The 22,018-nt window shown below is 66.8% G+C and carries 19 protein-coding genes; 9 read left to right on the top strand and 10 right to left on the bottom strand.

The genetic code is table 11. The features are described 5' to 3' along the window. The first annotated feature begins 218 nt into the window (after window positions 1-218). The 4 genes from AC5P6E_RS01690 to AC5P6E_RS01675 all read left to right on the top strand — a co-directional run bounded on the left by AC5P6E_RS01690 (window position 219) and on the right by AC5P6E_RS01675 (window position 5,526). Window positions 219-3,338, top strand: a complete 3,120-nt coding sequence (locus tag AC5P6E_RS01690; protein ID WP_329835948.1) for an autotransporter outer membrane beta-barrel domain-containing protein — start codon at window positions 219-221, stop codon at window positions 3,336-3,338. Between the two features lie 330 nt (window positions 3,339-3,668). Beyond that, window positions 3,669-4,703, top strand: coding sequence for a S41 family peptidase (locus tag AC5P6E_RS01685; protein ID WP_109814546.1), 1,035 nt, complete (start codon window positions 3,669-3,671; stop codon window positions 4,701-4,703). 3 nt (window positions 4,704-4,706) lie between these two features. Beyond that, window positions 4,707-5,042 (top strand): hypothetical protein, encoded by a 336-nt coding sequence (locus AC5P6E_RS01680; protein WP_329835949.1) that lies wholly within the window; start codon window positions 4,707-4,709, stop codon window positions 5,040-5,042. Between the two features lie 49 nt (window positions 5,043-5,091). Next, window positions 5,092-5,526 (top strand): SseB family protein, encoded by a 435-nt coding sequence (locus AC5P6E_RS01675; protein WP_019338421.1) that lies wholly within the window; start codon window positions 5,092-5,094, stop codon window positions 5,524-5,526. Window positions 5,527-5,574: 48 nt separating this feature from the next. Here the strand turns inward: AC5P6E_RS01675 and AC5P6E_RS01670 are convergent, their stop codons facing one another. The 3 genes from AC5P6E_RS01670 to AC5P6E_RS01660 all read right to left on the bottom strand — a co-directional run bounded on the left by AC5P6E_RS01670 (window position 5,575) and on the right by AC5P6E_RS01660 (window position 9,141). After that, window positions 5,575-6,795, bottom strand: coding sequence for a multifunctional CCA addition/repair protein (locus AC5P6E_RS01670; RefSeq protein WP_019338422.1), 1,221 nt, complete (start codon window positions 6,793-6,795; stop codon window positions 5,575-5,577). A 55-nt stretch (window positions 6,796-6,850) separates the two neighbouring features. After that, window positions 6,851-7,087: a hypothetical protein gene (locus tag AC5P6E_RS01665; protein ID WP_019338423.1), complete on the bottom strand. Its 237-nt coding sequence runs from the start codon at window positions 7,085-7,087 to the stop codon at window positions 6,851-6,853. Window positions 7,088-7,155: 68 nt separating this feature from the next. Continuing rightward, window positions 7,156-9,141: a transglycosylase SLT domain-containing protein gene (locus AC5P6E_RS01660; RefSeq protein ID WP_019338424.1), complete on the bottom strand. Its 1,986-nt coding sequence runs from the start codon at window positions 9,139-9,141 to the stop codon at window positions 7,156-7,158. 151 nt (window positions 9,142-9,292) lie between these two features. Between AC5P6E_RS01660 and AC5P6E_RS01655 the strand changes: the two genes are divergently transcribed. The 3 genes from AC5P6E_RS01655 to AC5P6E_RS01645 all read left to right on the top strand — a co-directional run bounded on the left by AC5P6E_RS01655 (window position 9,293) and on the right by AC5P6E_RS01645 (window position 13,299). Continuing rightward, the gene (locus AC5P6E_RS01655; protein WP_109814544.1) at window positions 9,293-9,700 is read left to right on the top strand and encodes an ExbD/TolR family protein; all 408 of its coding nucleotides are present in this window, start codon (window positions 9,293-9,295) and stop codon (window positions 9,698-9,700) included. Window positions 9,701-9,757: 57 nt separating this feature from the next. Next, complete coding sequence (locus AC5P6E_RS01650; protein WP_029550848.1) at window positions 9,758-10,165, top strand: ExbD/TolR family protein; 408 nt, start codon at window positions 9,758-9,760, stop codon at window positions 10,163-10,165. Between the two features lie 272 nt (window positions 10,166-10,437). After that, complete coding sequence (locus tag AC5P6E_RS01645) at window positions 10,438-13,299, top strand: TonB-dependent receptor (RefSeq protein WP_010480916.1); 2,862 nt, start codon at window positions 10,438-10,440, stop codon at window positions 13,297-13,299. 132 nt (window positions 13,300-13,431) lie between these two features. Here the strand turns inward: AC5P6E_RS01645 and fhuE are convergent, their stop codons facing one another. The 3 genes from fhuE to AC5P6E_RS01630 all read right to left on the bottom strand — a co-directional run bounded on the left by fhuE (window position 13,432) and on the right by AC5P6E_RS01630 (window position 16,854). Continuing rightward, window positions 13,432-15,570, bottom strand: coding sequence for a ferric-rhodotorulic acid/ferric-coprogen receptor FhuE (gene fhuE, locus AC5P6E_RS01640; protein WP_329835955.1), 2,139 nt, complete (start codon window positions 15,568-15,570; stop codon window positions 13,432-13,434). 172 nt (window positions 15,571-15,742) lie between these two features. Beyond that, window positions 15,743-16,294: a M23 family metallopeptidase gene (locus AC5P6E_RS01635; RefSeq protein WP_019336684.1), complete on the bottom strand. Its 552-nt coding sequence runs from the start codon at window positions 16,292-16,294 to the stop codon at window positions 15,743-15,745. Window positions 16,295-16,371: 77 nt separating this feature from the next. After that, window positions 16,372-16,854 (bottom strand): Lrp/AsnC family transcriptional regulator, encoded by a 483-nt coding sequence (locus tag AC5P6E_RS01630; RefSeq protein WP_019336685.1) that lies wholly within the window; start codon window positions 16,852-16,854, stop codon window positions 16,372-16,374. Between the two features lie 72 nt (window positions 16,855-16,926). Between AC5P6E_RS01630 and AC5P6E_RS01625 the strand changes: the two genes are divergently transcribed. Continuing rightward, window positions 16,927-17,802, top strand: coding sequence for an EamA family transporter (locus AC5P6E_RS01625; protein WP_029379718.1), 876 nt, complete (start codon window positions 16,927-16,929; stop codon window positions 17,800-17,802). A 78-nt stretch (window positions 17,803-17,880) separates the two neighbouring features. Here AC5P6E_RS01625 and AC5P6E_RS01620 read toward each other — a convergent pair whose 3' ends face one another. The 4 genes from AC5P6E_RS01620 to AC5P6E_RS01605 form a co-directional block, all read right to left on the bottom strand. Next, complete coding sequence (locus tag AC5P6E_RS01620; RefSeq protein WP_008267450.1) at window positions 17,881-18,618, bottom strand: endonuclease/exonuclease/phosphatase family protein; 738 nt, start codon at window positions 18,616-18,618, stop codon at window positions 17,881-17,883. A 53-nt stretch (window positions 18,619-18,671) separates the two neighbouring features. Then, the gene (locus AC5P6E_RS01615; RefSeq protein WP_010480908.1) at window positions 18,672-19,502 is read right to left on the bottom strand and encodes a thiol:disulfide interchange protein DsbA/DsbL; all 831 of its coding nucleotides are present in this window, start codon (window positions 19,500-19,502) and stop codon (window positions 18,672-18,674) included. A gap of 106 nt (window positions 19,503-19,608) precedes the next feature. Further along, window positions 19,609-20,259: a thiol:disulfide interchange protein DsbA/DsbL gene (locus AC5P6E_RS01610; RefSeq protein ID WP_010480907.1), complete on the bottom strand. Its 651-nt coding sequence runs from the start codon at window positions 20,257-20,259 to the stop codon at window positions 19,609-19,611. A gap of 106 nt (window positions 20,260-20,365) precedes the next feature. Then, window positions 20,366-21,166, bottom strand: a complete 801-nt coding sequence (locus tag AC5P6E_RS01605; RefSeq protein ID WP_010480905.1) for a c-type cytochrome — start codon at window positions 21,164-21,166, stop codon at window positions 20,366-20,368. A gap of 156 nt (window positions 21,167-21,322) precedes the next feature. Between AC5P6E_RS01605 and yihA the strand changes: the two genes are divergently transcribed. After that, window positions 21,323-21,925, top strand: coding sequence for a ribosome biogenesis GTP-binding protein YihA/YsxC (yihA, locus tag AC5P6E_RS01600; RefSeq protein WP_014038472.1), 603 nt, complete (start codon window positions 21,323-21,325; stop codon window positions 21,923-21,925). Window positions 21,926-22,018: the final 93 nt, after the last annotated feature.

Here is a 22,018-nt window from a genome sequence, read left to right as displayed (position 1 = left end):
AGTAGATCCACGCCATGCGTGGATGCTCTTGGCGGGCCAATGATGGTGAACGCATTCATCGATATGCGGGGCGCGTGAGCACTTCCCGATTTCACATCGAAAGCGTGACCGGTTGCCTGCAATTTCACCTATCGAAACCATTCATGGCAGTGGCAGACTGCGTGAGTAGCGCCGTACATAGCATCCGCAGTTCCTGATCCCCGACCCAGGAGTGCCGTATGTCCCATGTCGTCCCGCCCGGGTTCCGCCGGCGTCGTTTGACCGTTTCCCTGGTCCAGATCCTGGCGGCGCCGTCGTTGCTCGCCTTGTCCGCCCCGGCAGCCTGGGCGGGATGCGATGCGTCCGCCCCCGCCGCCGGGCAGACCGTCACCTGTAGTGCGGCCGCGCCCAACCCCGATGCAACGCCAGTCACCCTTGGCGCCGGAGCCACCGGCGTTACCATCAACGTGCAGAGCGGCGCACAGCTGAGTAGCAGCAACGCCAATGCGATCTACGTCGCCCCGACGGCCAGCGGCACCATCAACAACCAGGGCAGCATCGCGGCCAGCGGCACCGTCGGTAGCGGCACCGCCGGTGGCATCAATGCCGACGCCGTGGTGACGGTCAACAATGCTGCCAGTGGCAGCATTTCCTCGGCACAGGGCTACGCGCTGTATCTGCAGGGGGGCAGCGGCGTCGTCAACGACGGCCAGATCAGCGCAGCCGCTGGCTGGGGCATCGCCTTCAAAGGTGCAGGCGACAGCAGCGTGGTCAACCGCGGCACCATCAGCGGCGGTACCGGTGGCGTGCAGTTCGGCGCCGGCAACGATCGCCTGCAGATGCTGGCCGGCAGCATCAGCGGCGGCGTCCAGCAGGGCGATGGCAATGATGTGCTGCTGTTGAGCGATGGCACGATCGACAGCGTCGACCAGGGCAGTGGCGATGACCAGATGACCGTCACCGGCGGCACCGTCACCGGCCTGGTAGCGCAGGGCAGTGGCCGCGATGATTTCGTCATGAGTGGCGGCACGGTCGGCGCGCTGCAGCAGGGCGACAACATCGATACCTTCCGCATGAGCGGTGGCCGCATCATCGGCGCGTTCGAGGATGGCGACCAGGCCTGGATGACCGGTGGCCGCATCGGCCGCGTCAACATGAAGCTGGACAAGAACCTGTGGGACCAGTCCGGCGGCACCGTGGATGGCAATGTGGTGACCGGTTTCGACACCGATACCATCATCATCTCGGGTACCGCCTACATCGGCGGCAACATCAGCGTCAGCGGCGGCAACGACAGCGTGACCATCACCGATGGCACCGTGCGCGGGCAGGTACTGCTCAGTACCGGCAATGACACCTTCAACTGGAATGGCGGTGGCATCGTCTACGGCGCGATCGACATGGGCCCGGACAACGACGTGGCCAACCTCAGCAACCTCAACCAGGGCAACCTCGGTGCGGTTCCGCTGTTCGACGGTGGCGGTGGCATCGACCAGCTCAACCTGAGCAACGTCAAGACCACGGGCGTGGGCCGCTTCCAGAACTGGGAGGCGATCAGCCTGGCCAACAGCACCGAGCTGAGCTTCGATGGCGATCTGGTGCTGGGCGACAGCGGTAGCGGCACCGGCACGCTTACGGTGGATGACACCAGTACCGTCTACGCGGGCAGTGGGGGGCATGCCATCCGCCCATTCAACAGTGGTGCACTGGTGGAGATGGTCAATGCCGGGCGCATCGACCTGACCGGTACCGGCGCTGGCGACGTGTTCACCGTGCGTGGCAACTACCGCGGAGACGGTGGTGGCCTGTACCTGCGTACCGTGCTGGGCGCGGACAACTCCACCAGCGACCGTCTGGTGGTCGACGGCGGTACTGCCACCGGGACCACCGGCATCGGCGTGCTCAATGCCGGCGGCAGCGGCGCCGCCACGCTGGCCGATGGCATCCTGGTGGTGCAGGCCTTGAATGGCGGCCGCACCGCGCCGGGTGCGTTTTCGCTGTTCGCACCGGTTGCGGCCGGTGCCTACGAGTACTTCCTGTTCAAGGGCGGTGTCAGTGCCGGTACCGCCGAGAACTGGTACCTGCGTTCGACGCTGGTGACCGGGCCGACGCCAGCACCCAACGGTGGCGGCAGCGCGACACCGCCACCGCTGACGCCTCCAGTGGCCCCACCGCCGCCGATCACCCCGGCACCGCCGCCGCCGCCCGAAGGCGCCACCGATCCGGATCTGACCGCGGGCGAGACCGCGCCGCCGCCACCGCCACCGGAACCCGCGCCGGTGGCGCCACCCAGCGATCCGGCCGTGCCGGACGTGCCCGTGGCCGGCGGTGCGCTGCCCGGAACCGGTGCCCCGCCGACGCCGGGTGCACGCCCCGCCGAGGGCGCAGTGGTGCCGCTGTACCGCGTGGAGACTGCCACCTATGCCGTGGTGCCGCCGCTCCTGCGCGAGACCTCGCTGGCCAGCCTCGGCACTTTCCACGAGCGGCAGGGCGAGCAGCGCCTGCTGTACAACCAGGGCGCATTCCGCACCGCCTGGGGCCGCTTGGTGGGGCAGAGCAGCGAGATCCACTGGAAGGGCGATGCGCAGCCCGGCTTCGATGGCGATGTGATGGGCCTGCAGGCTGGTCTCGACGTGTGGGCCGCTGCCTCCGACAACCACCGCAACCAGATCGGCGTGTTCGTCGGCCGCACCCGCGCGCAGGGCAAGACCACCGGCCTGGCACTGGGCTGGGAGAACGTACAGGTGGGACAGAACCGCCTGGACGACAAGCACGTGGGCCTGTACTGGACGCTCACCGACAGCAGTGGTGGCTATATCGACGCCGTAGCGATGCAGAGCCGTTACGACGGCCGCGTGCGTTCCTCGCGCGGGCTTGGCTTCGGCTTGAGCGGTGATGGCACCAGCGTGTCTGTGGAGGCCGGCAAGCCGCTGCTGCGGTTTGGGCAGTCCGCATGGTGGCTGGAACCGCAGCTACAGGTGATCTGGCAACGCACGTCGCTGGACGACCGCCGCGATGAGGTGTCGAGCGTGCGTTTCGACAACGACAACGCCTGGACCGGCCGCATCGGCCTGCGCCTGGCCGGCGATTACCAGCTGGCCGACAACGGCTGGCAGCCGTATTTCAAGCTCAATTACTGGCATGGCCGCTCCGGCGAGGACCGCATCCGCTTCGACGACGACACGATCATCAGTTCGCAGCGCTCGCGTGCACTCGAAGCCGGTGTGGGCGTGGTAGGGCGCTTCAATCGCACCATCAGCGCGTACGCGGTGGCCGACTACACGCGCGAGCTGGGCGGTGACCGCAACGAGAAGCGCCGCATCATCGAAGGCAACATCGGCCTGCGCGCGGACTGGTAGCGCGCGGTGCAGATGTCATGACCCACTCTGGTGGGTGTCGACCTTGGTCGACACAGATTCCACCGGCGGCATGACCCTGCTCTGGCAGGTGCCGACCTTGGTCGGCACACATCCCCAACCGACGCCATTGACCCGCTCTGGTAGGTGTCGACCTTGGTCGACACGAACCCTGCCGCCGTCATGACTCTGTAGAGCCGAGCCATGCTCGGCTGCTTCAGTCGCAATTTCCCCAAGCCGAGCATAGGCTCGGCTCTACAGAACACTAGCGGGTGGCGAGATCGATCCCACCATGGCTATCCTACGGCTTCGATACATGACAAGGAGTCGTCGATGCTGGACCTCAGGAATGTTCGTGCCACCATGCTCACCACGCTGCTGCTTTCCTCTTCGGCCGCAGTTGCGGAGGAGACAGTGGAGCTGCCGTCGCCCGAAGCGCGTGAGCAGATGCTGCAATTGTTGGAAACCCAGTCCTTGTACCGTGGTCGCGTAGATTGGAACGACGTGCGCGCGCGCCTGAACGCGGCAGGCGATGACCGCGCCCAACAGCGACGTGTTCTGGATGAGGCCGCCGCACGCAGCAGCGGAGGCCATGGCCGTTGGTTTTCACCAAGCGAGCAGCGTCAGCGTTCCGAACGTGCTCAGCGCTTGAATGCCGGTCAGGCGACCGACCTCGCTGCCCCCAGTCATGCCAATCCCCGCATCGGCGTGCTTCGGGTGAGCCCCTTCGTGGAAGACCTGCAACGCAGCGAATCGGAACGCTATGAAGCACGCAAGGTCTACGCGCTGGCGTTGCAGGGGCGTATCGCTGGCCTGGATGACGGCACGCGGTGCGGCTGGGTAGTGGATGTAAGCAGCAATGGTGGTGGCAACATGTGGCCGATGTTGTTTGGTTTGTTGCCATTGCTGCATGGAACGCAGGATACGCAGGGGGCGTTGATCGGCGCCTTCCGTAGTGCCGATGGATTGCTGTGGTGGCGGCAGGCGGAAGGTGAAGTCGTGCAAGGCAATGCCTCGATGCTGCGTTCACGACAGGGCGCGTATCGGTTGCGTGCGGGCACGGCGCCGGTGGCGGTGGTGATGGGGGCAGGCACTGCAAGCTCCGGCGAAGCAGTGGCACTCGCGTTTCGAGGGCAACCTGGGAGTCGTAGTTTCGGTCAGCCGAGCGCGGGCTTTTCTACCGGCAATCGACCGACGACGCTGGTGGACGGTACCACCTTGTTGTTGACCCACAACGTGATGACCGATCGTAACGGGCAGGGCGACGGTGGCAGAATGCAGCCGGATCAGGCTACGGCCAGCGGGCCGGCCACCCTTGCCGCCGCCCAAGCCTGGCTGCTGGCCCAGCCCGCCTGCCAGGCGCGCTGACCCATGATCCTGATCGGCCAGCAGGAACGGGTGCTGATCGTCGGCCCAACCGAAACCCACCACTGCCTGCGCTGCCAGACGGAAAGTGAGTTCGCGCCGCAGCTGCGCTACAAGATGGCGCGCATCGACCTGCTGTTTGGCCTCACTTACCACCGCCGTTATGAGCTGGCCTGCACCGGGTGCGGGCACGGCTGGGTGCTGGACACCGACACCATGGACCAGCAGCTGGGTGGGGTGCCGATCCCGTGGCGGCACCGCTTCGGCCTGCCACTGATGCTGGTGGTGGTGGCCGGTCTGGCGGCGTTGGGCTGGCTGTGGCGGCACGGATTCCTCGGTTGAGGACAGGGCCTGTTAAAGTCTGCCCTGCAATCACGTACCGGAACCGACCATGGACCACGACACCCCGTTCGAACCCCTCAACGACCTCGAGGAGCGCCTGCTGCAGGCCCAGGACGGCACGCTGACCGCGTCGCAGTTCCTCGACGGCCTGCTGACCTCGACGGCGTTCGTGCTGCTGGACAAGGCCATTGGCGAAGATGGCGCCTGGGACGAGAGCATCTCGCCGCTGGTGCTGACCAGCGAAAGCGGCGAACCGATGTTCGCGGTGTTCACCGCCCCCGAGCGCGCGGGCCTGTGGCACGAGCAGCTGCCGCAGTTTGCGCATGCCATGCCGATCGCGGTGCACGCGCTGCTGGCCGGTATCGGCGACGGCGTCGGCCTGGTGCTGAACCCGGGCCTGGACGTGGGCATGGAGATGATTCCCGATGCGGTGGCGCAGCTGAAGCAGCGGGCTGCGGCGATCACCCGTGGGATGGCGCACTGATCCCGCGATTGTCTGGTTGCCGGCCAGCAGCCGGCATCACCAGGTGCTTCAGCGGGCGGCGGCGATGGCTTTCACCCGCGCCTTGGCCAGCGCTTCGCCGATGGCCGGCCCCTTCAGGTGTGTCGTATCCAGATCCCGTGCCTGCACTGACAGCGCCGCCTGGTGCAGGCGCTTGAGCGTTTCGCCCTGTGGGTAGTCGGCGTCCTCGAAGCCGAGCCGGCCGCGCTTGTCGGCCTCGCAGCACAGTGCGATGCGGGCCACGCGTTCCGGCCGGCGCAGCGCATCACAGCGGCCCAGCAGTTCCAGCACGGTGGCATCGCGCAGTTCATCGATGCGGTGCACGTTCAAGTGCTCGCGGCACACCGCTTCGGCCAGCTGCTGGTGTTCGGTGGGAATCTTCAACCGCGCACACAGTGCCTTCAACGGCTTGATGCCGCGCTGCTCGTGCATGATGTGGCGCGGCCATTCCTCCGGCGGGGTCAGGCCCTTGCCGAGATCGTGGGTGAGGGCAGCGAAGCCGACCAGGTCATCGCCGGGGGCGAGCTTCGCGGCCATGTCGCTGACCATTTCCTGGTGGATGCCGGTGTCGACTTCCGGGTGGAATTCAGCACGCTGCGGTACGCCGTACAGTGCTTCCAGTTCGGGCAGGATTGGGCCCAGTGCCTGCGCATCGTGCAGCGTGCGCAGGAAGGCGGAGGGCCGTTCACTGACCAGCGCCTTGCGCAGTTCCTGCCAGACGCGTTCCGGCACCAGCGCGTCCAGTTCACCGCTGGCGGCGACCTCGCGCATCAGTGCCATGGTCTCTTCGGCGACGCTGAAGCCCAGTGGTGCAAAACGGGCCATGAAGCGCGCCGCGCGCAGCACGCGCAGCGGATCCTCGACGAAGGCCGGCCCGACATGGCGCAGCACGCGCTGTTCCAGGTCGCGGACACCGCCATAGGGATCGACCAGCGTGCCGGTGTCTTCGTCGCAGGCAATCGCATTGATGGTGAAGTCGCGGCGCTGCAGGTCTTCTTCCAGCGTCACCGCCGGATCGGCATCGACCACGAAGCCGCGATAGCCGCGGCCGGATTTGCGCTCGGTGCGCGCCAGCGCGTATTCCTCACCGGTCTTCGGATGCAGGAACACCGGGAAATCGCGGCCGATTGCGGTGTAGCCCTGCGCTTCCATCTGCGCAGGCGTGGTGCCGACCACCACCCAGTCGCGGTCGCCGGCAGAGCGCTGCAGCAGGCGGTCGCGCACGGCGCCGCCGACAAGATAGATCTTCATGGGGGGATGATCGCATGGCCGGCGCAGATGTTCCGGCACGACCGATGCTGAGGCCTCACGGCAGGCCGCGCCACTCCGGCACGAACAGGCCGGCCAGGAACCATAGGCCGTAGACGATCCACAGGCAGAGGACGTACAGCTTGATCTGGGCTTCGTCCCACAGGCTGCCCCAGCTGTCGACGAAGGCCAGCGACTTCCAGCCTTCCATCCAGGCCGCGCCACCCCAGCGCAGTACCCAGGTGGCGAACAGGCTCCAGGCGGCGAATATCCCGATCCAGGCCAACAGGCTCATTGCGTTCCCCTCCCCGGGAAATGGCTACCAGGTCGTGCCAGCCAGAAGCCGGCACGACCGCAGTGCGATCAATCGCCGCCCTGGTCGGCGTTGGCCGCGCAGCTGAAGCTCTTGCGCTTGTCCACTAGGCGGCCCATCAGGCGGTCGCTCAGCGGCAGGGCATCACCATTGAGGCGCCAGTCGTAGATCACGCTGAAGGCCAGCACGCGGGCCACGTACTCGCGGGTTTCCTTGTAGCTGATCGTCTCGATCCACAGGTCCGGGTCAAAGCCCGGGCGCTGCCCCTGCCAGCGTGCGGTCGGGGTCGGGCCGGCGTTGTAGGCGGCGATGGTCACGTACGGCAGGCCGTCGTACTTGTTCATCAGCTGGCGCAGGTAGGCGGTGCCGATGGCAATGTTGGTGTCCGGGTCGTACAGGCTGTCGGCGCCGCCGTAGCCGGTCAGGCCGATCGACTTGGCCACGCCGGCACCGGTGGCCGGCAGCACCTGCATCAGGCCCATGGCGTTGGCAGGCGAGCGCGCACGCGGAGTGAAGGTGCTTTCGGCTCGGATCTCCGCAGCCACCCAGGCCGGGTCGATGGCATTGCGTGCCGACTCGCGGCGGATGGTGGCGTCGTGGTGCAGCGGGAAACGCAGGTCGTACAGGCGCTGTTCCTGCGGCTGCTTGCCGAGCGCGAACACGGCGCGGTCGAACCAGCCGTTGTCCTGCGCCACGCGTACCGCCAGGCGGCGCTGGGTGTCATCGAAGCGCGACAGCGCGCTGTTCCATTCGGCCACGGCCCAGCCGGCACGGTCGATCTGGTACAGCGCCATCGCGCGCTGGATGGCCGGATCGCGCGCGACTACTGCCTGTGCCTGCGCGCTGTCATTCGGCTTCCACGGGCACAGCGTGTAGCCCTGCTGCAGCTTGTCGGCGGCCAGGAAACCGTGGAAGGTCGGTGCGCGTGCGGCCTCGCGGAACAACGGCTGCGCCTGCTGGGCCTGGCCGGTCTTCTCCAGCATGCGGCCTTCGAAGTAGCGCCAGCGCGGGTCGCTGCGCTGCTTGCTGGCCATCTTGCGGATCGCTGTCAGTGCCGCTGGCCAATCGCCGCGCGACATCGCTTCGCGCACGCGCCATTCGTGCAGGCGTTCGTCATAGGCTGATTCGGGTACCGCATTGAGGCGGCGCGCCGAATCCGGAAGATAGGACGCCACCGTCCACAATGCGATCTGGTACAGCACCTGGCCCTGCTGCTCGGCACTCAGGCCCAGCGCCTGGGCATACTGCGGCAGCTGCTGTTCGGTGGCGGCCGGGTCGGCCTTGGCCAGCTTGGCCAGGCCATCGGTGGCGATGCGTCGGCTGCGTTCGTTGCGCGGCCAGTTCAACGCGCTGGCATTGGGCTTGTCGACAAAGGCAGCGTAATTGTTCGCCAGCGCCAGGTCGGTGGCAGGCAGGCCACGTGCGGCGCTGCGCATCACGGCCGGCTGCTGGGCGTCGGCGGCGGCATCGATGCGTTCCCAGCGCAGGGCGTCGCTCAGGCCACCCTGCGCCTGCAGCACGGCGAAAACGGCATCACAGCCGTCCGGCAGCGACTTGCCGTTCTTGCGCCACAGGTCCTGCGCCTCGCTGATCCACTGCGGATCGACCTTGCCCGTCACCTGGCGCGCGGTCAGCTGCGCACAGCGCAGGCCGGCGTTGTCGGTGGGCACCCAGTTGGCGAGCAGGGTGGGCCAGTCCTGGCGGCGTGCGACCGAGGGCAGCCACACGCTGCGGAACGTGCTGGCCACGGCCTGGCCGTCATAGCGCTTGAGGAAGGCCTGTGCCTGCGCGGTATCGACGGTGTCGATGTTGCGGCGCAGGTTGGCGTACTCCAGCCATCCGTAAGCCGGATGGCGGCTGAGTGCAGCGGCCTGGCCGGGATCGAACTGGCCGCGTTCGGCGGCCGCGATCGCAGCCTTCAGCTGCGCGTTCTGGGCGTCGAGGGACTGGGCGTTGGCGCAGCCGATCAGCAGCGTGGTGGCCAAGGGCAGCAGGGACAGGGCAGTTGAAGTGCGTCGGGTCATGGCGACCAGCATAGCGGGCGATGTCTGAATTCAGTTTCGCATTGCGTGCACGCCGAGCGTCGGCAACGACAGCTGAATGACCCCGCGCAGGCCACTGCCGCAGCGGATGGGAGGCGTCGTAACGTCGGCCTTGGGCGAACGGCCCGGCTGCAGGGAGCGGCACATGGCGTTCAGTAGCGCAGGAAGAAGCGGCCCGCTGGCGGACATCAATGTCACGCCACTGGTGGATGTGATGCTGGTGCTGTTGATCATCTTCATCGTGACCGCGCCGATCGTGGCCCGGCCGATTGCCGTGCAATTGCCGCAGGCCACCGATCGGGTGGTCGACCGTCCCGAACCGCCACCGCCGATCGAGCTGCGCCTGGACGCTGCCAACCAGCTCAGCTGGAATGGCCAGCCGATGGCGATCGGCGAACTGCAGGCGCGCCTGCAGGCACAGGCGGGCGAACATGCCGGCAACCTGCCGGAGCTGCGCATCGCCACCGATCCGGCGGCCGAGTACGAAGGCATGGCGCGGATATTGGCTGCGGCCGAAGCCACTGGCATGGAGCGCATTGTGTTCGTGCGGTGAGTCCGGCAACGGGCGGCCTGCCATCGGCAGGCCGCTCCTACTGCGAGGGAACGTGGCATGCGATACGGGACACAACGCGCGACCTCGCTGATGACCACCCCCAATCTGGCACCGCTGGTGGATGTGATGCTGGTGCTGCTGGCATTGGTGATTGCCACGCTGCCGATGGCGCAGGCAACTGGCCTGCTGGCGTTCCAGCAGCGCACCTCGTGCCCACCCTGGCCGGCGTCTTCGCCCCAGCCGATCAATTTGCGCATCGATGCAGCGGGGGCGGTGTTCTGGAATGGCCAGCCGCTGGACGCTGCCGCGTTGCAGCGGCACCTGATGCAGGCGCAGCAGATGCCGCAGCAGCATCGCCCGTGGGTGCACCTGGCGACCGCCGACGACACCGACTACGGAGACATGGCACGCGTGCTGCTGGCCGTAAGCCAGCATGGGCTGCGCGTCGCCGCGCCAGGCAACTAGGGACGGGGCACCGACTTGTCTACTTGATGAGCTGCGGCAGCTACCGGCGCGCGCTGTCGCAGCCTGCATCAAGGCTGCCTGCGGTGAACAGTATCGTCCGGTCATAACCTGCAGCTATCTGACGCAATCGGCCTGCAATTGCGTCAATTCCGCGTGAAAGAGTGTCGATCATCACGCCGCGATTTTTACCACTTGTTTACAAAGGAGACGGCGCCGCCATGCAGGGAGGGAGTGCGGCGGCCCATGTCCCGACATTCCTTTGGAGAGAGCGAATGAATCACCTGCACCACCGCCCTTTGGCGGTTGCCGTCGCGCTGTGCGTGATGACCCTGGCACCGTTGGGTGCCGCTGCACAATCCACCACCAACCTGGATGCGGTGGAAGTCACCGGTACCCGCATCAAGCGCGCTGAGGTGGAGGGCCAGGTGCCGATCCAGACGCTGACGCGCGGCGATATCGAACGCACCGGCCTGACTTCGATCGGCGAAGTGCTGCAGCAGCTCACCGGTTCCGGTTCGGCGCTCAACGCCAAGTTCAACTCGTCCGGCAACTTCGGCTTCCCGCCCGATGGCAGTGGTGTAGGTGCCGGTTCGGCGCAGGTGGACCTGCGCCACCTGGGCGCCAAGCGCGTGCTGGTGCTGGTCGACGGCATCCGCTGGGTCAATGAGTCATCCGCATCCGGCGTCGGCTCGGCCACCGATCTCAATACCATTCCGCTGGCCATCGTCGAGCGCATCGAAGTGCTGGAAGATGGCGCGTCGTCGCTGTACGGTTCCGACGCCATTGCCGGCGTGGTCAACATCATCACCCGCCGTGACTTCGATGGCGGCCAGGTGACCCTGAATTATGGCGAGTACAGCAAGGGCGATGGCACGCAGAAGGGCGTGGACCTGGCCTGGGGCAAGAGCGGCGACCGCTTCAGCCTGTTCCTGGGCGCCAGCTGGACCAAGCAGGATCCGGTGTTTGCCAAGGACCGCGAGCAGTCGCGCTTCCCGATTCCCGGCACCGGGCTGGCGTTCGGCAGCGGTGGCATTCCGCAGGGTCGTTTCATGTTCACCGACCCGAACACCGGCGCGGTGCAGAACATCGTGCCCAATACCGGCGTGAGCAACCCGCGCTACGACGGCAGCGCCGGCTGCGCGCGCACCGATGACTATCATTGCTTCACCAGCGCCGACCGGTTCAATTTCGCCGAGTACAACATGGTGCTGACGCCCTCGGAGCGCAAGGGCCTGTTCGGTCAGTTCCGCTTCGACATCACCGACAACGTGCAGTGGTACGTCAAGGCACTGGGCAACCGTCGTGAGTCGACCAACCAGGCCGGCCCGGAGCCGCTGTTCTTCGGCCCCGATGGCGCCACCGGCAATCCGCTGGCCGACAACATCACCGTGTCCGCGCTCAATCCGTACAACCCGTTCGGCTTCGACCTGGTCTCGGGTGACAACCTGAGCCTGATCGGCCGCCGCCCGGTGGAAGGCGGCGCGCGCGTGTTCAAGCAGGAAGTGGACACCACGTATTTCGCCACCGGCTTCGTCGGCAACTTCCAGGCGGCTGACCGCAGCTGGTACTGGGACGTCAACGGCATGTACAGCAAGAACAAGGCCGAACAGACCAACTACGGCAGCTACAACATCTACAACGTCAACATGGCGCTGGGCGATCCGTCGGTCTGTGCGGCGACGCCGGGCTGCGTGCCGCTGAACATCTTCGGCGGTGTCGGTTCGATCACCCCGGACATGCTGAAGTGGATCCAGCCGGTGGTGCGTGACCGCAGCCAGAACGAACTGAGCCTGTTCACCGCCAACCTGTCCAGCGACCTGTTCACGCTGCCGGCCGGGCCGGTGTCGTTCGCTACCGGCTTCGAGTATCGCAAGTACGAGGGTTCGTACCAGCCCGATCCGCTGACGGTGGCCGGCCACTACAACGGCGTGCCGTCGCAGCCGACCTCGGGCTCCTATGACGTCAACGAGGCGTATCTGGAGTTGAGCGTGCCGATCTTCGCCGACTCGACCTTCGGCAAGAAGCTGGACCTGAGCCTGGCCGGGCGCTACTCGGACTACTCCACCTTCGGTGGTGAATTCACGCCCAAGTACGGCCTGCGCTGGCAGGTGACCGATGACTTCGTGCTGCGCACGACCTATGCCGAAGGCTTCCGTGCACCATCGATCGGTGAGCTGTACGGCTCGGCCGCGCGTGCCGACCTGCAGCTGTTCGATCCGTGCTCGGTGGGCCTGGGCGGTACGCCGCCGCGTGGCAGCGCGGCCAACTGTGCTGCGCTGGGCGTACCGGCCGGGTTCCAGCAGGCCAACTCGCAGATCTCGGTGACCACTGGCGGCAACCGCGAGCTGGATCCGGAACGCTCGCGCAGCTTCAGCGCAGGCTTCGTGTGGAGCCCATGGTTTGGCAGCAACAGTTCGTGGTCGGAACGCTTCGATGTGGAAGTGACCTTCTACCGCCATGCCATCGACGGCGCGATCCAGGCAATCAACGCGCAGACCCAGCTGGACCTGTGCGTGGACACGCTGGACCCGATCTACTGCAACGGCATCACCCGTGCCAGCACCGGCGCGGTCAGCAGCTTCAACAACCGCCTGACCAATCTGGGTTCGATCAAGACCGATGGCTGGGATGTGGATCTGTTCTGGACGTTGCCGCAGAGCTCGATCGGTCAGTTCAAGCTGGGCTGGAAGAACACCTTCGTGGGTCGCTACGAAGCCACCGGTGCGGCGGGCCAGAAGCAGCCGCAGAAGCCGGGCGTGGAAGTGGCCGACAGCTCGATTCCGGAATGGACCAGCAATGCCAGCATCGGCTGGACGCTGGATCGCTGGAGCGCCAACTGGACCGTGCGGCATATCTCCGAACTGACCGAAAACTGCGGTGACGCTTCCGTGTTTCCGGTCTGCAGCAACCAGGCTGCGGGCACCAATACGCTGTCGGCCACCACCTTCCATGACATGCAGGTGGGCTACAAGATCGACTGGATGAAGGGGCTGCAGCTGACGGCCGGCCTGAACAACGTGTTCGACAAGGATCCGCCGATCTGCCTGTCGTGCTCGTTGAACGGTTACGACGCTTCGACCTATGACATCCCGCGTGGCCGCTACTGGTACCTGCGCGCGGACCTGCGCTTCTGATGTAACGGTGGCAGTGCCGGTCAGTTCCGGCGCTGCCTTGCTGGTGTAGAGCCGAGCCCACGCTCGGCTCAGAGAATCAGCCGAGCGTGGGCTCGGCTCTACAGGTGCGGGGCGATCGTGCCCCGCGCCTGATCAGAACGCCCAGGTGAACGTCAGCGAGCCATTCCGGCCATCGCCGTACGCACCGTAGCCGGTGATCTGCGAGTAGTACTTCTTGTCCAGCAGGTTGTTGAGGTTGGCCTGCACGCTGAACTCCGGCGAGATGCGGTAGCGCACGAAGGCACTGACCAGCGCATACCCTTCCTGTTCGAAGCGGCCCACCACCGGTGCGGCGTAGTAGATGCGGTTCTGCCAGTTGGCACCGCCGCCGACGGTCAATTCCTGCAGCGATTGCGGGGTGTAGCTGGTGAACAGCTTCAGCGCGGTCTGCGGCAGGTTGGTGTTGATGTCGGCACCGTTGATGTCCTTGGCCACGTAGCGCGAAGCACCGAAGGTCGCATTCCAGCCCGGGGCCAGTTCGCCGTTCACTTCGAACTCGAAGCCACGGCTCACGGTGCCGCGCGCAGCGATCGAGGCGAACTCGCCCGGGCGGCCGATGATCGGTTCGCTGGTGACCTGGGCGACGTTGTCCTGCTCGATGCGGAACACCGCCAGCGAGGCGTTCAGACGGTTGTCGAACCAGGCGCCCTTGACGCCCACCTCGTAGCTCTTGCCGTCTACCGGATCGAGATAACGGCCGTTGCGGTCGCGCGCGGTCTGCGGCTGGAAGATCTCGGTGTAGCTGGCGTACGCGGAGTAGGTATCGTTGATGTCATACACCAGGCCGGCGTACGGGGTGGTCACCTTGTGCTCGCGGTCGTCGTTCTCGCCTTCGCTCTTCCAGTGGGTGTAGCGCGCACCGAGGATCAGCTTCAGCGGATCAGCCAGCGACAGGCGCGCGGCGGCATAGCCGGCCTTCTGGGTGATGGTGCCTTGGCTGGCCAGCGCCAGCGGGTTCCAGTTCGGCTGGGCGATGTTGCCGGTCCAGTCGAGATAGGAGCTGAAGGGATTCCAGCCGGTGCCGGGACCGCCCATCTGGAAGTCACCGTAGTTGGCGAACTCGCGCTTGTTGTAGCTCAGGCCGGCCATGAACTGGTGTTCGCGGCCGAACAGCTGGAACGGACCGTCGATGTAGCCATCAATGCCGTCGACCTTGCGCTCGGTGTTGTAGAAGCCGGCCATCGGCGTGATGCCGGCGCCCGTGGTCTTGTTGAATGCGGTATAGGCCGGATAGAACAGCTTGTCGTCGGCCTTGGTGCGGTCGTGGGTGGCGCCGATCTTGAACTTCCAGCCGTTGCTGAAGGCGTGCTGCAGGGTGGCGAACGCACGCTTGCTGGTGGTATCCCAGTAGGTCCAGTCCGGCGACGGATTGAACGAGGTCGGATAGTTCGTCGGGCTGCCATCGGCGTACCACATCGGGAAGCCGCCCCAGGTCGCGCCATTGGCGCGCTTCTGCTGGTAGTCGTAGCCCACGCTCAGCTGCGTGTCCGGGGTCAGGTCGGCGTCGATGACGGCGTAGCCCAGCGTCTTGCGCTGGTTGTAGCGGTCCATCTGGCCGTCGGTGTCCAGGTAGCTGCCGATCACCCGGCCGCGCACCGTGCCACTGGCGTTGAGCGCGCTGCCCACGTCCACGGTGGTGCGGGTGCGGCCCCAGCTGCCGACGTTCACTGAGACGCTGCCGGTCAGTTCGGCGCTGTCGGCATGCTTGCGGATCAGGTTCACCGACGCCGACGGATTGCCGGCGCCGCTGAGCAGGCCGGTGGCACCGCGCACCACTTCCACGCGGTCATACAGCGCCAGGTCCAGGCCGGAATCGCCGTAGCTCCAGTTCTGCACCATCTGCGTCGGCAGGCCATCGAACTGGTAGGCATCGATGTAGAAGCCGCGCGCATAGAACTCGGTGCGCTCGCTGTCGGACTGGGTGCTGGTGACGCCGGTGGTGTTGGCCAGTACGTCGATGATGTCGTCCAGCTTCTGATCTTCGATGCGCTGGTGGCTGATGATGCTGACCGACTGCGGGATCTCGCGCGGCGCCAGGTCGAAGCGGGTACCGGCCGAGGTGCGGCGCACCGAGTAGCCTTCGGCGCGTTCGCCCTTGACGACGACCTTGTCCAGCGTGGTCGGGTCGGCGGCGGTGTCGGCGAAGGCGGCCGGGGCCACGGCGCAGAGAACGGCAAACACGGCAACGGACAGCCGCTGCGGCGGCGGGGTACGGGAGGCGGAACGGTTCATGGGGGTCCTGGGCGAGCACGCGCGATCGGCCGGCATCCAGGAGGCGAGGCGCTACGGGTAGGGAGAGGACGGGCAGGCCGTCCTGGCACCACCGGAAACGAAAGAAATAGTAATACGAACTATTCCCATTTACAAATCATGAGCAGATCGATGCGCGGGTGCGCAATGGCGGTCAGCGCAGCAGTGGCAGCGGGTCGCGGGCGCCGTCTGCGCCGTAGATGCCCCAGTGCAGGTGCGGGGGCGTGCCCTTGGCGTTGCCGCTGTCGCCCACATGGCCGAGCAGGTCGCCGGGCTGGACCACCTGGCCACGCGCCAGGCCATCGGCCCAGCTTTCCAGGTGCGCGTAGTAGTAGCGCTCGCGTCCGGGCCCGATCACCCACACCTGGCGCCCGCCGAGCCCACGTTCGCTGACATCCGCGATGACACCGGCCGTGGCGCTGCGCACTGGCGTACCACGGCTGGCGAAGATGTCGATGCCGGCGTGCGAGCGGTCACGGCCTCGCGGCGCACCGAAGGTATCGGCAATCTGGCGTGGCCGCACGCCGTCCACTGGCACCGGCAGTTCGGCGGCTGGCGGCATCCGTGAGATTGCCCACAGCATCTTCGGTGCGGCGGCCCAGGGACTGTTCCACAACGCCATCATCGCAACGACGGCAATGGCCAGCCACAGGCCGCGCAGCAGCCAGCGGCGCAGGCGGTGGGCGTGGGAGGGCGATGTGCTCATGGTTTCGGAGTGTAGAGTCGAGCCATGCTCGACTGCTTCAGTTTTGCGGTCAAAAGGCAGTCGAGCATGGCTCGACGCTACAGGACCGGCAGCAGCGGAACCTCGAAACTCCGCTTCAGCGTGCCCAGTGCTACCGAGGTGCGGAAGCGCTCGATGTTGTCATCGCCACCGAACAGGCGCTCGGTGATCGCTTCGTACTCCTCCATCGACGCCGCCGAAAGCAGCAGCAGGAAATCGCCATCGCCGGTGATCGAGTAGCACTGCTGCACGGCGGGGTCCTCCTGCACGCGGCGCTTGAACGGCGCCACGCGTTCGCGCTGTTCGCTGACCACGCGCACCTCGACGATGATGGTCAGCGGTCGCCCGACCTTGGCTGCGGCGACCACCGCCACGTTGGCGGCGATCACGCCACTGTCCTGCAGGCGCTTGATGCGGCGTTGCACGGCCGGGGTGGACAGGTGCACGGCCTCGGCGATTTCGCGCTGCGGCAGGGTGTTGTCCCGCTGCAGCAGGTCGAGGATGGCGCGGTCGAAACTGTCGAGCACGGGGGCGGTGGCCATGGCGAGCAGAAGTTGCACGAACAGGCTGTCAATTGAGCCAAGTGCTCGGCGCCGGCGCAATAGACTTTGCGCATGCAGACCTCACGACTCGCGCCGATGTTGCCGGCGCTGGCGGTGCTCGGCTCGGTCACCTCGCTGGCCATCGGCACCTCCTACGCAAAACACCTGTTCCCGCTGATCGGCGCCCAGGGCACCAGCGCGCTGCGTGTGGGCTTCTCGGCACTGTTGCTGCTGATGTTCTGGCGGCCATGGCGCTGGAAGACCAGCCGCGTGGACGCGATCACCATCCTGCGCTACGGGCTCACCCTGGGCCTGATGAACCTGCTGTTCTACATGGCCCTGCGCACGATTCCCTTCGGCATCGCGGTGGCCATCGAGTTCACCGGGCCGCTGACGGTGGCGATGCTGTCGTCACGACGCCCCATCGACTTCGTCTGGGTGGGCTGCGCGGTGGTGGGTTTGTTGCTGCTGCTGCCGCTGGGCGGTGGCCCGGCGCTGGATCCGGCTGGCGTGCTGTATGCGATGGGCGCAGCGGCGTGCTGGGGCCTGTACATCGTGTTCGGCAAGCGTGCCGGTCATCTGCACGCTGGGCACTCGGTCTCGCTGGGGCTGCTGGCCGCGTCGCTGGTGGTGGTGCCAGTGGGCGTGGTGCATGCCGGCGCCGCGCTGCTCGAGCCGAAGATCCTGGCGGCCGGCCTGCTGGTGGCGCTGGTCTCCAGCGCGATTCCGATGTCGCTGGAAATGATGGCGCTCAAGCGCCTGCCGAAGGAAACGTTCGGCATCCTGATCAGCATGGAACCGGCGGTGGCCGCGTTGTGGGCGATGCTGCTGCTGCACGAGCACCTGCATGGATTGCAGTGGCTGGCGATCGGCTGCACTGTGCTGGCCTCGGTGGGCAGCACGATGACCGCGCGGCGGTTGAAGGTGCCGGTGGTGCAGGCCGGGTAGCGGCAGAGAGCGTGCGGACCAACGGTCCGCACCCACCAGAGCGGCGTGCCAACCAAGGTTGGCACCTGCCAGGAGCGTTCAGCGCAGGGCGTCAGCCGGGACGTCGATTGCCATCGCCAGGGCGAGGTGATCGGAGAATGCGGCCGGTACGGCTTCCACGGTGCGGGTCTGCAGGCCACTGCTGACCAGGATGTGGTCGATGGCGCGGTCGGGGCGCCAGCTGGGGAAGGTCGGCACGATGCAGCCCGGGGGCTGCAGCCGGGTCTTCTGGTACAGCACCTGCATTTCCGGGCGCTCGGCCAGGCAGTTGAAGTCACCCATCAACACGGCGTTCGGGTGGTCGGACAACAGCTCGGCGATGAAGCCCAGCTGTGACATCCGCGAGCCTGCACCCAGCGACAGATGGGCCACCGCCACCGCCAGGCCGTCGGCGCCATCGCCGAACTTGGCCAGCAGCACGCCGCGCCCGCCGATACGGCCGGGCAGGGCGTGGTCCTGCACTTCCACCGGTTCCAGCTTGCTCAGCAGGCCGTTTGCGCTGGAGGCGACCCCACCCATGCGCCGGTTCGGCTGGTGGCTCCAGTAGTTGAAGCCGGCACGCTGGGCCAGGTAGTGGGTCTGGTTGGTGAAGCCCGAGCGCAGGCTGCCCGGGTCGGCCTCCTGCAGGCCGACGATGTCATGTTCGCGCGCCAGGGTGGCGATCGCGTCCAGGCTGCTGCGCTTGCGACCCGCCGGCAGCGCATGTGACCAACTGCGGGTCACATAGTCGCTGTAGCGGCGGGTACTTGAGCCGGCCTGGATGTTGGCCGTCAGCAAGCGCAGGGTCCGTGTACGGGGGGAATTCACGGCCGGGAAACGCTTCTCTTGGATCAGTGAGCCTGGGCCGCACCGCGTTCGCGGGCGATCAGGTGGTCGGCAATGCGCAGCATGTCCGGGAAGCTCTTGCCCTTCACCAGGTACTTGCCGTTGACGATGATCGACGGGGTGCCGCTGATCTGGCTGCGCTGGGCGAACTGCTTGGCCGAGTTGGTCTTGGCATTCACTGCGAAGCTGCCCATGGTGGCGGCGAACTGCTTCGGATCCACGCCGTAGGCACCGTAGAACTTGGCGATGTCGTCAACTGAATCGGTGCCGCGCTCACCCTTCAGGGTCTTCTGCGAATGGATGGCAGCGTACAGGGCTTCGTGAGTCTTCTCCTGCACACCCAGGGTCTGCGCGGCGTAGAAGGCACGGGCGTAGTTGTCCCAGGTGCCGCCGAACATGGCCGGTACGTAGACGAAGTTCACATCGCTCGGCAGGCCGGCCTTCCACGGGCCGACCAGCGGCTGGAACGCGGCGCAGGCCGGGCAGACGTAGCCGAAGATCTCGGTCACTTCGATCTTGCCGGCGGCCGGCTGGAACGGCTGGCCGTTCGGGATCACCTGGTAGTCGGCGCCTTCCACCGGGGCCGGGCCGGTCAGCGCGGCGGTGGTCGGGGCTGGTGCAGCGGCCGGGGCGGCTTCAGCCGCGGCCTTCTCGCCTTCGGCAGCGGCCGGTGCGGCGCCTTCGGTACCCGCGGCCGGCGCAGCCGGTTCGGTGGTCGCCGGAGCTGCAGCCGGTTCGGCCGGGGCCGCGGTGGTGTTGGTGCTGCCGTCGTCGGCCTTGCAGGCAGCCAGGATTGGCAGCAGCGCTGCGAGGGCGAGGGCGTAACGGATCTTCATGGAAACGTCTCCAGCATCTGGAAAGGTGGGGCCGGCGTCATGCGCCGGCCAGGGGGAAATGATGACACGCGGCGGCGACAGCGCCGTGTCGGTGGTGGGTGTTGGTTCAGCGGCCGCGGGCGGCGCGGGCCTGAGCGATCAGCGCCGAGGCGATGCGCAGCTGGTCGTCGAAGCTGTCGCCACGCACCAGGTACTGGCCGTTGATGATCAGCGCCGGGGTCCCCGGGATCCTGGTGCGCTGGGCGAACGCGCGGGCGGCATCGACCTTCTTCTGTACGGCATCGCCGCGCAGGGCCTGCAGGTAACGGTCCGGGGTCACGCCGTAGGCCTTGTAGAAGGTGGCGAGCTCATCGGCCGAAACGTTCTGCATCGGCAGCGAGCCGTCCTGGTGCAGGGCCTTGAACACGGCGCCGTGGCTGCGCTTGGCCACGCCGACTTCGTCGGCGGCGTAGTAGGCCAGGGCCCAGGCGTCCCAGGCGCCGCCGAAGGCCGCCGGAACCGGGGTGAAGCGTACGTCGGCCGGCAGCTTGGCTGCCCAGGCTTCCAGCTGCGGCTCGAAACGGGCGCAGTGCGGGCAGGTGTAGCCGAAGACTTCGACCACCTCGATCTTGCCGGCCAGCGGCTGGAACGGGCCCGGCTGGGCGATGCGCTCGTAGTCTTTGCCCTCGACCAGCGGGGCATTGGCAGGGGTTGCGGCGCAGGCTACCAGCGGCAGCAGCACCAGCACAGACAACAGCAGGCGGGAAATCAACCTCATCGACACGCATCTCCGTTGAAAAAAGCAACGCCGGCGCGGTCGCCGGCGTGAAGGAAACATACCGCAGGCGAGGGCCGCGGTGGCGGCCCCGGCCGACCAATGGTGGTCAGGGGGCGGCAGCCGGTTGTGCCGGCGTGGTGGCAACGGCCACGTCGTCGGCCTTGTTGTGCAGACCCTGCAGGTAGCTCGACAGTGCCTGCACCTCCTGCTCGCTCAGCTTCTGCGCGACCGTGGCCATGATCTGGAAGTGCGCCTTGTCGGTTTCGTTGGTCTGGCCGGCCTGGTATTCCTGCAGGCGGCGCGCGACATAGCTGGCGTGCTGGCCACCAATGTGCGGATAGGCCGGGCCGGGATTACCGGCGCCGCTGGGGCCGTGGCAGGCCATGCAGGCTGGCAGGCCGCGCTTGGCGTCGCCGCCGCGGTACAGCTGCTGGCCGATCTCGTAGAACTTCATGCCCTTGTAGGGGCCGTCGGTGACCGCCGTGTCATCGGCGATGCCGGCGGTGGCCTTCTGGGTGGCGAAGAACGCGCCGATGTCGCGCATGTCCTGCGGGGTGAGGTTCTGCACGAACGGCACCATCGCCACCGCCGCACCGGAGCTGCGCTGGCCGTTGGCGATCAGGGCCATCTGCTGGGCGACGTAGCGTTCGCTCTGGCCGGCGATGGACGGGTACATCTCCACCGTGGAATTGCCATCGGCGCCATGACAGGCCGCGCAGGCCGAGGCCTTGGTCTGGCCGGCCTTGGCGTCGCCCCAGGTGGTCTTGCTGAAATCCACTTCCAGCGAGGCGGTGCGGATCGGCCCGTTGTCGGGCAGCGGGGTCAACGTGGTCTGCGCGAACGCAGCAGCGGCAACGACTACAGCAGTGGCAAGGGCGGATACGGCAAGAACGCGAGCGTGGCGCATGCTGAAGCTCCGTATGGACCGGGCCGGGCGGTGGCCGCCGGCGTCGCCCGGATTATCAACGCCGTTTCCTCGCACGGTCAACGCAGCACTGCAGCAAAATGCCCGCAACGGCCGCCGGCACGGGCGCGCGGCGCCGCAACATGCGATCCTAGGCACATGTCATTGCTCATCGAACGCGCCCGTTACCACCTTTCGGCCCACAACGTGCGGCAGCTGCCGCCCGACGAAGGGGCCGAAGTGGCCTTCGCCGGCCGCTCCAACGCCGGCAAGTCCAGTGCGCTCAACGCGCTGACCCGCCAGAACGCCCTGGCCCGTGTCTCCAAGACTCCCGGCCGCACCCAGCAGCTGGTGTTCTTCCAGGTCACGCCTGAAGCGCATCTGGTCGACCTGCCCGGTTACGGCTACGCCAAGGTGCCGCTGGACCTGCAGGCGCACTGGCAGGCCTTCATCGACAGGTATTTCCGTACCCGCGAAGCCCTGAAGGGCCTGGTGGTGGTGATGGATATCCGCCATCCGCTGAAGGACTACGACCGGCAGATGCTGTCCTATGCCGTGCAGCGTGGCCTGCCGGCGCACGCGTTGCTGACCAAGGCCGACAAGCTCAGCCGCAGCCAGCAGATGCAGTCCCTGCAGAAGGTGCGCAAGGAGCTGCAATCGGCCTATGGCGACAGCGTGAGCGTGCAGGTGTTCTCAGGCGAAGACCGTACCGGTGTGGACGAAGCCCGCGGCGTGATTGGCGGCTGGCTGGGGCTGGAATAAGGCTTCCGGTTTTCCTGTAGAGCCGAGCCAACGCTCGGCTGCCGCGCGCAGCGCGGCCAGGCCCCGGTAGCCGAGCATGGGCTCGGCTCTACA

Source organism: Stenotrophomonas sp. YJH_SMC_16 (genome assembly GCF_059367875.1).
Note: the sequence above shows the minus strand (reverse complement) of the source record. Positions and strands in the feature narration are given on the sequence as shown.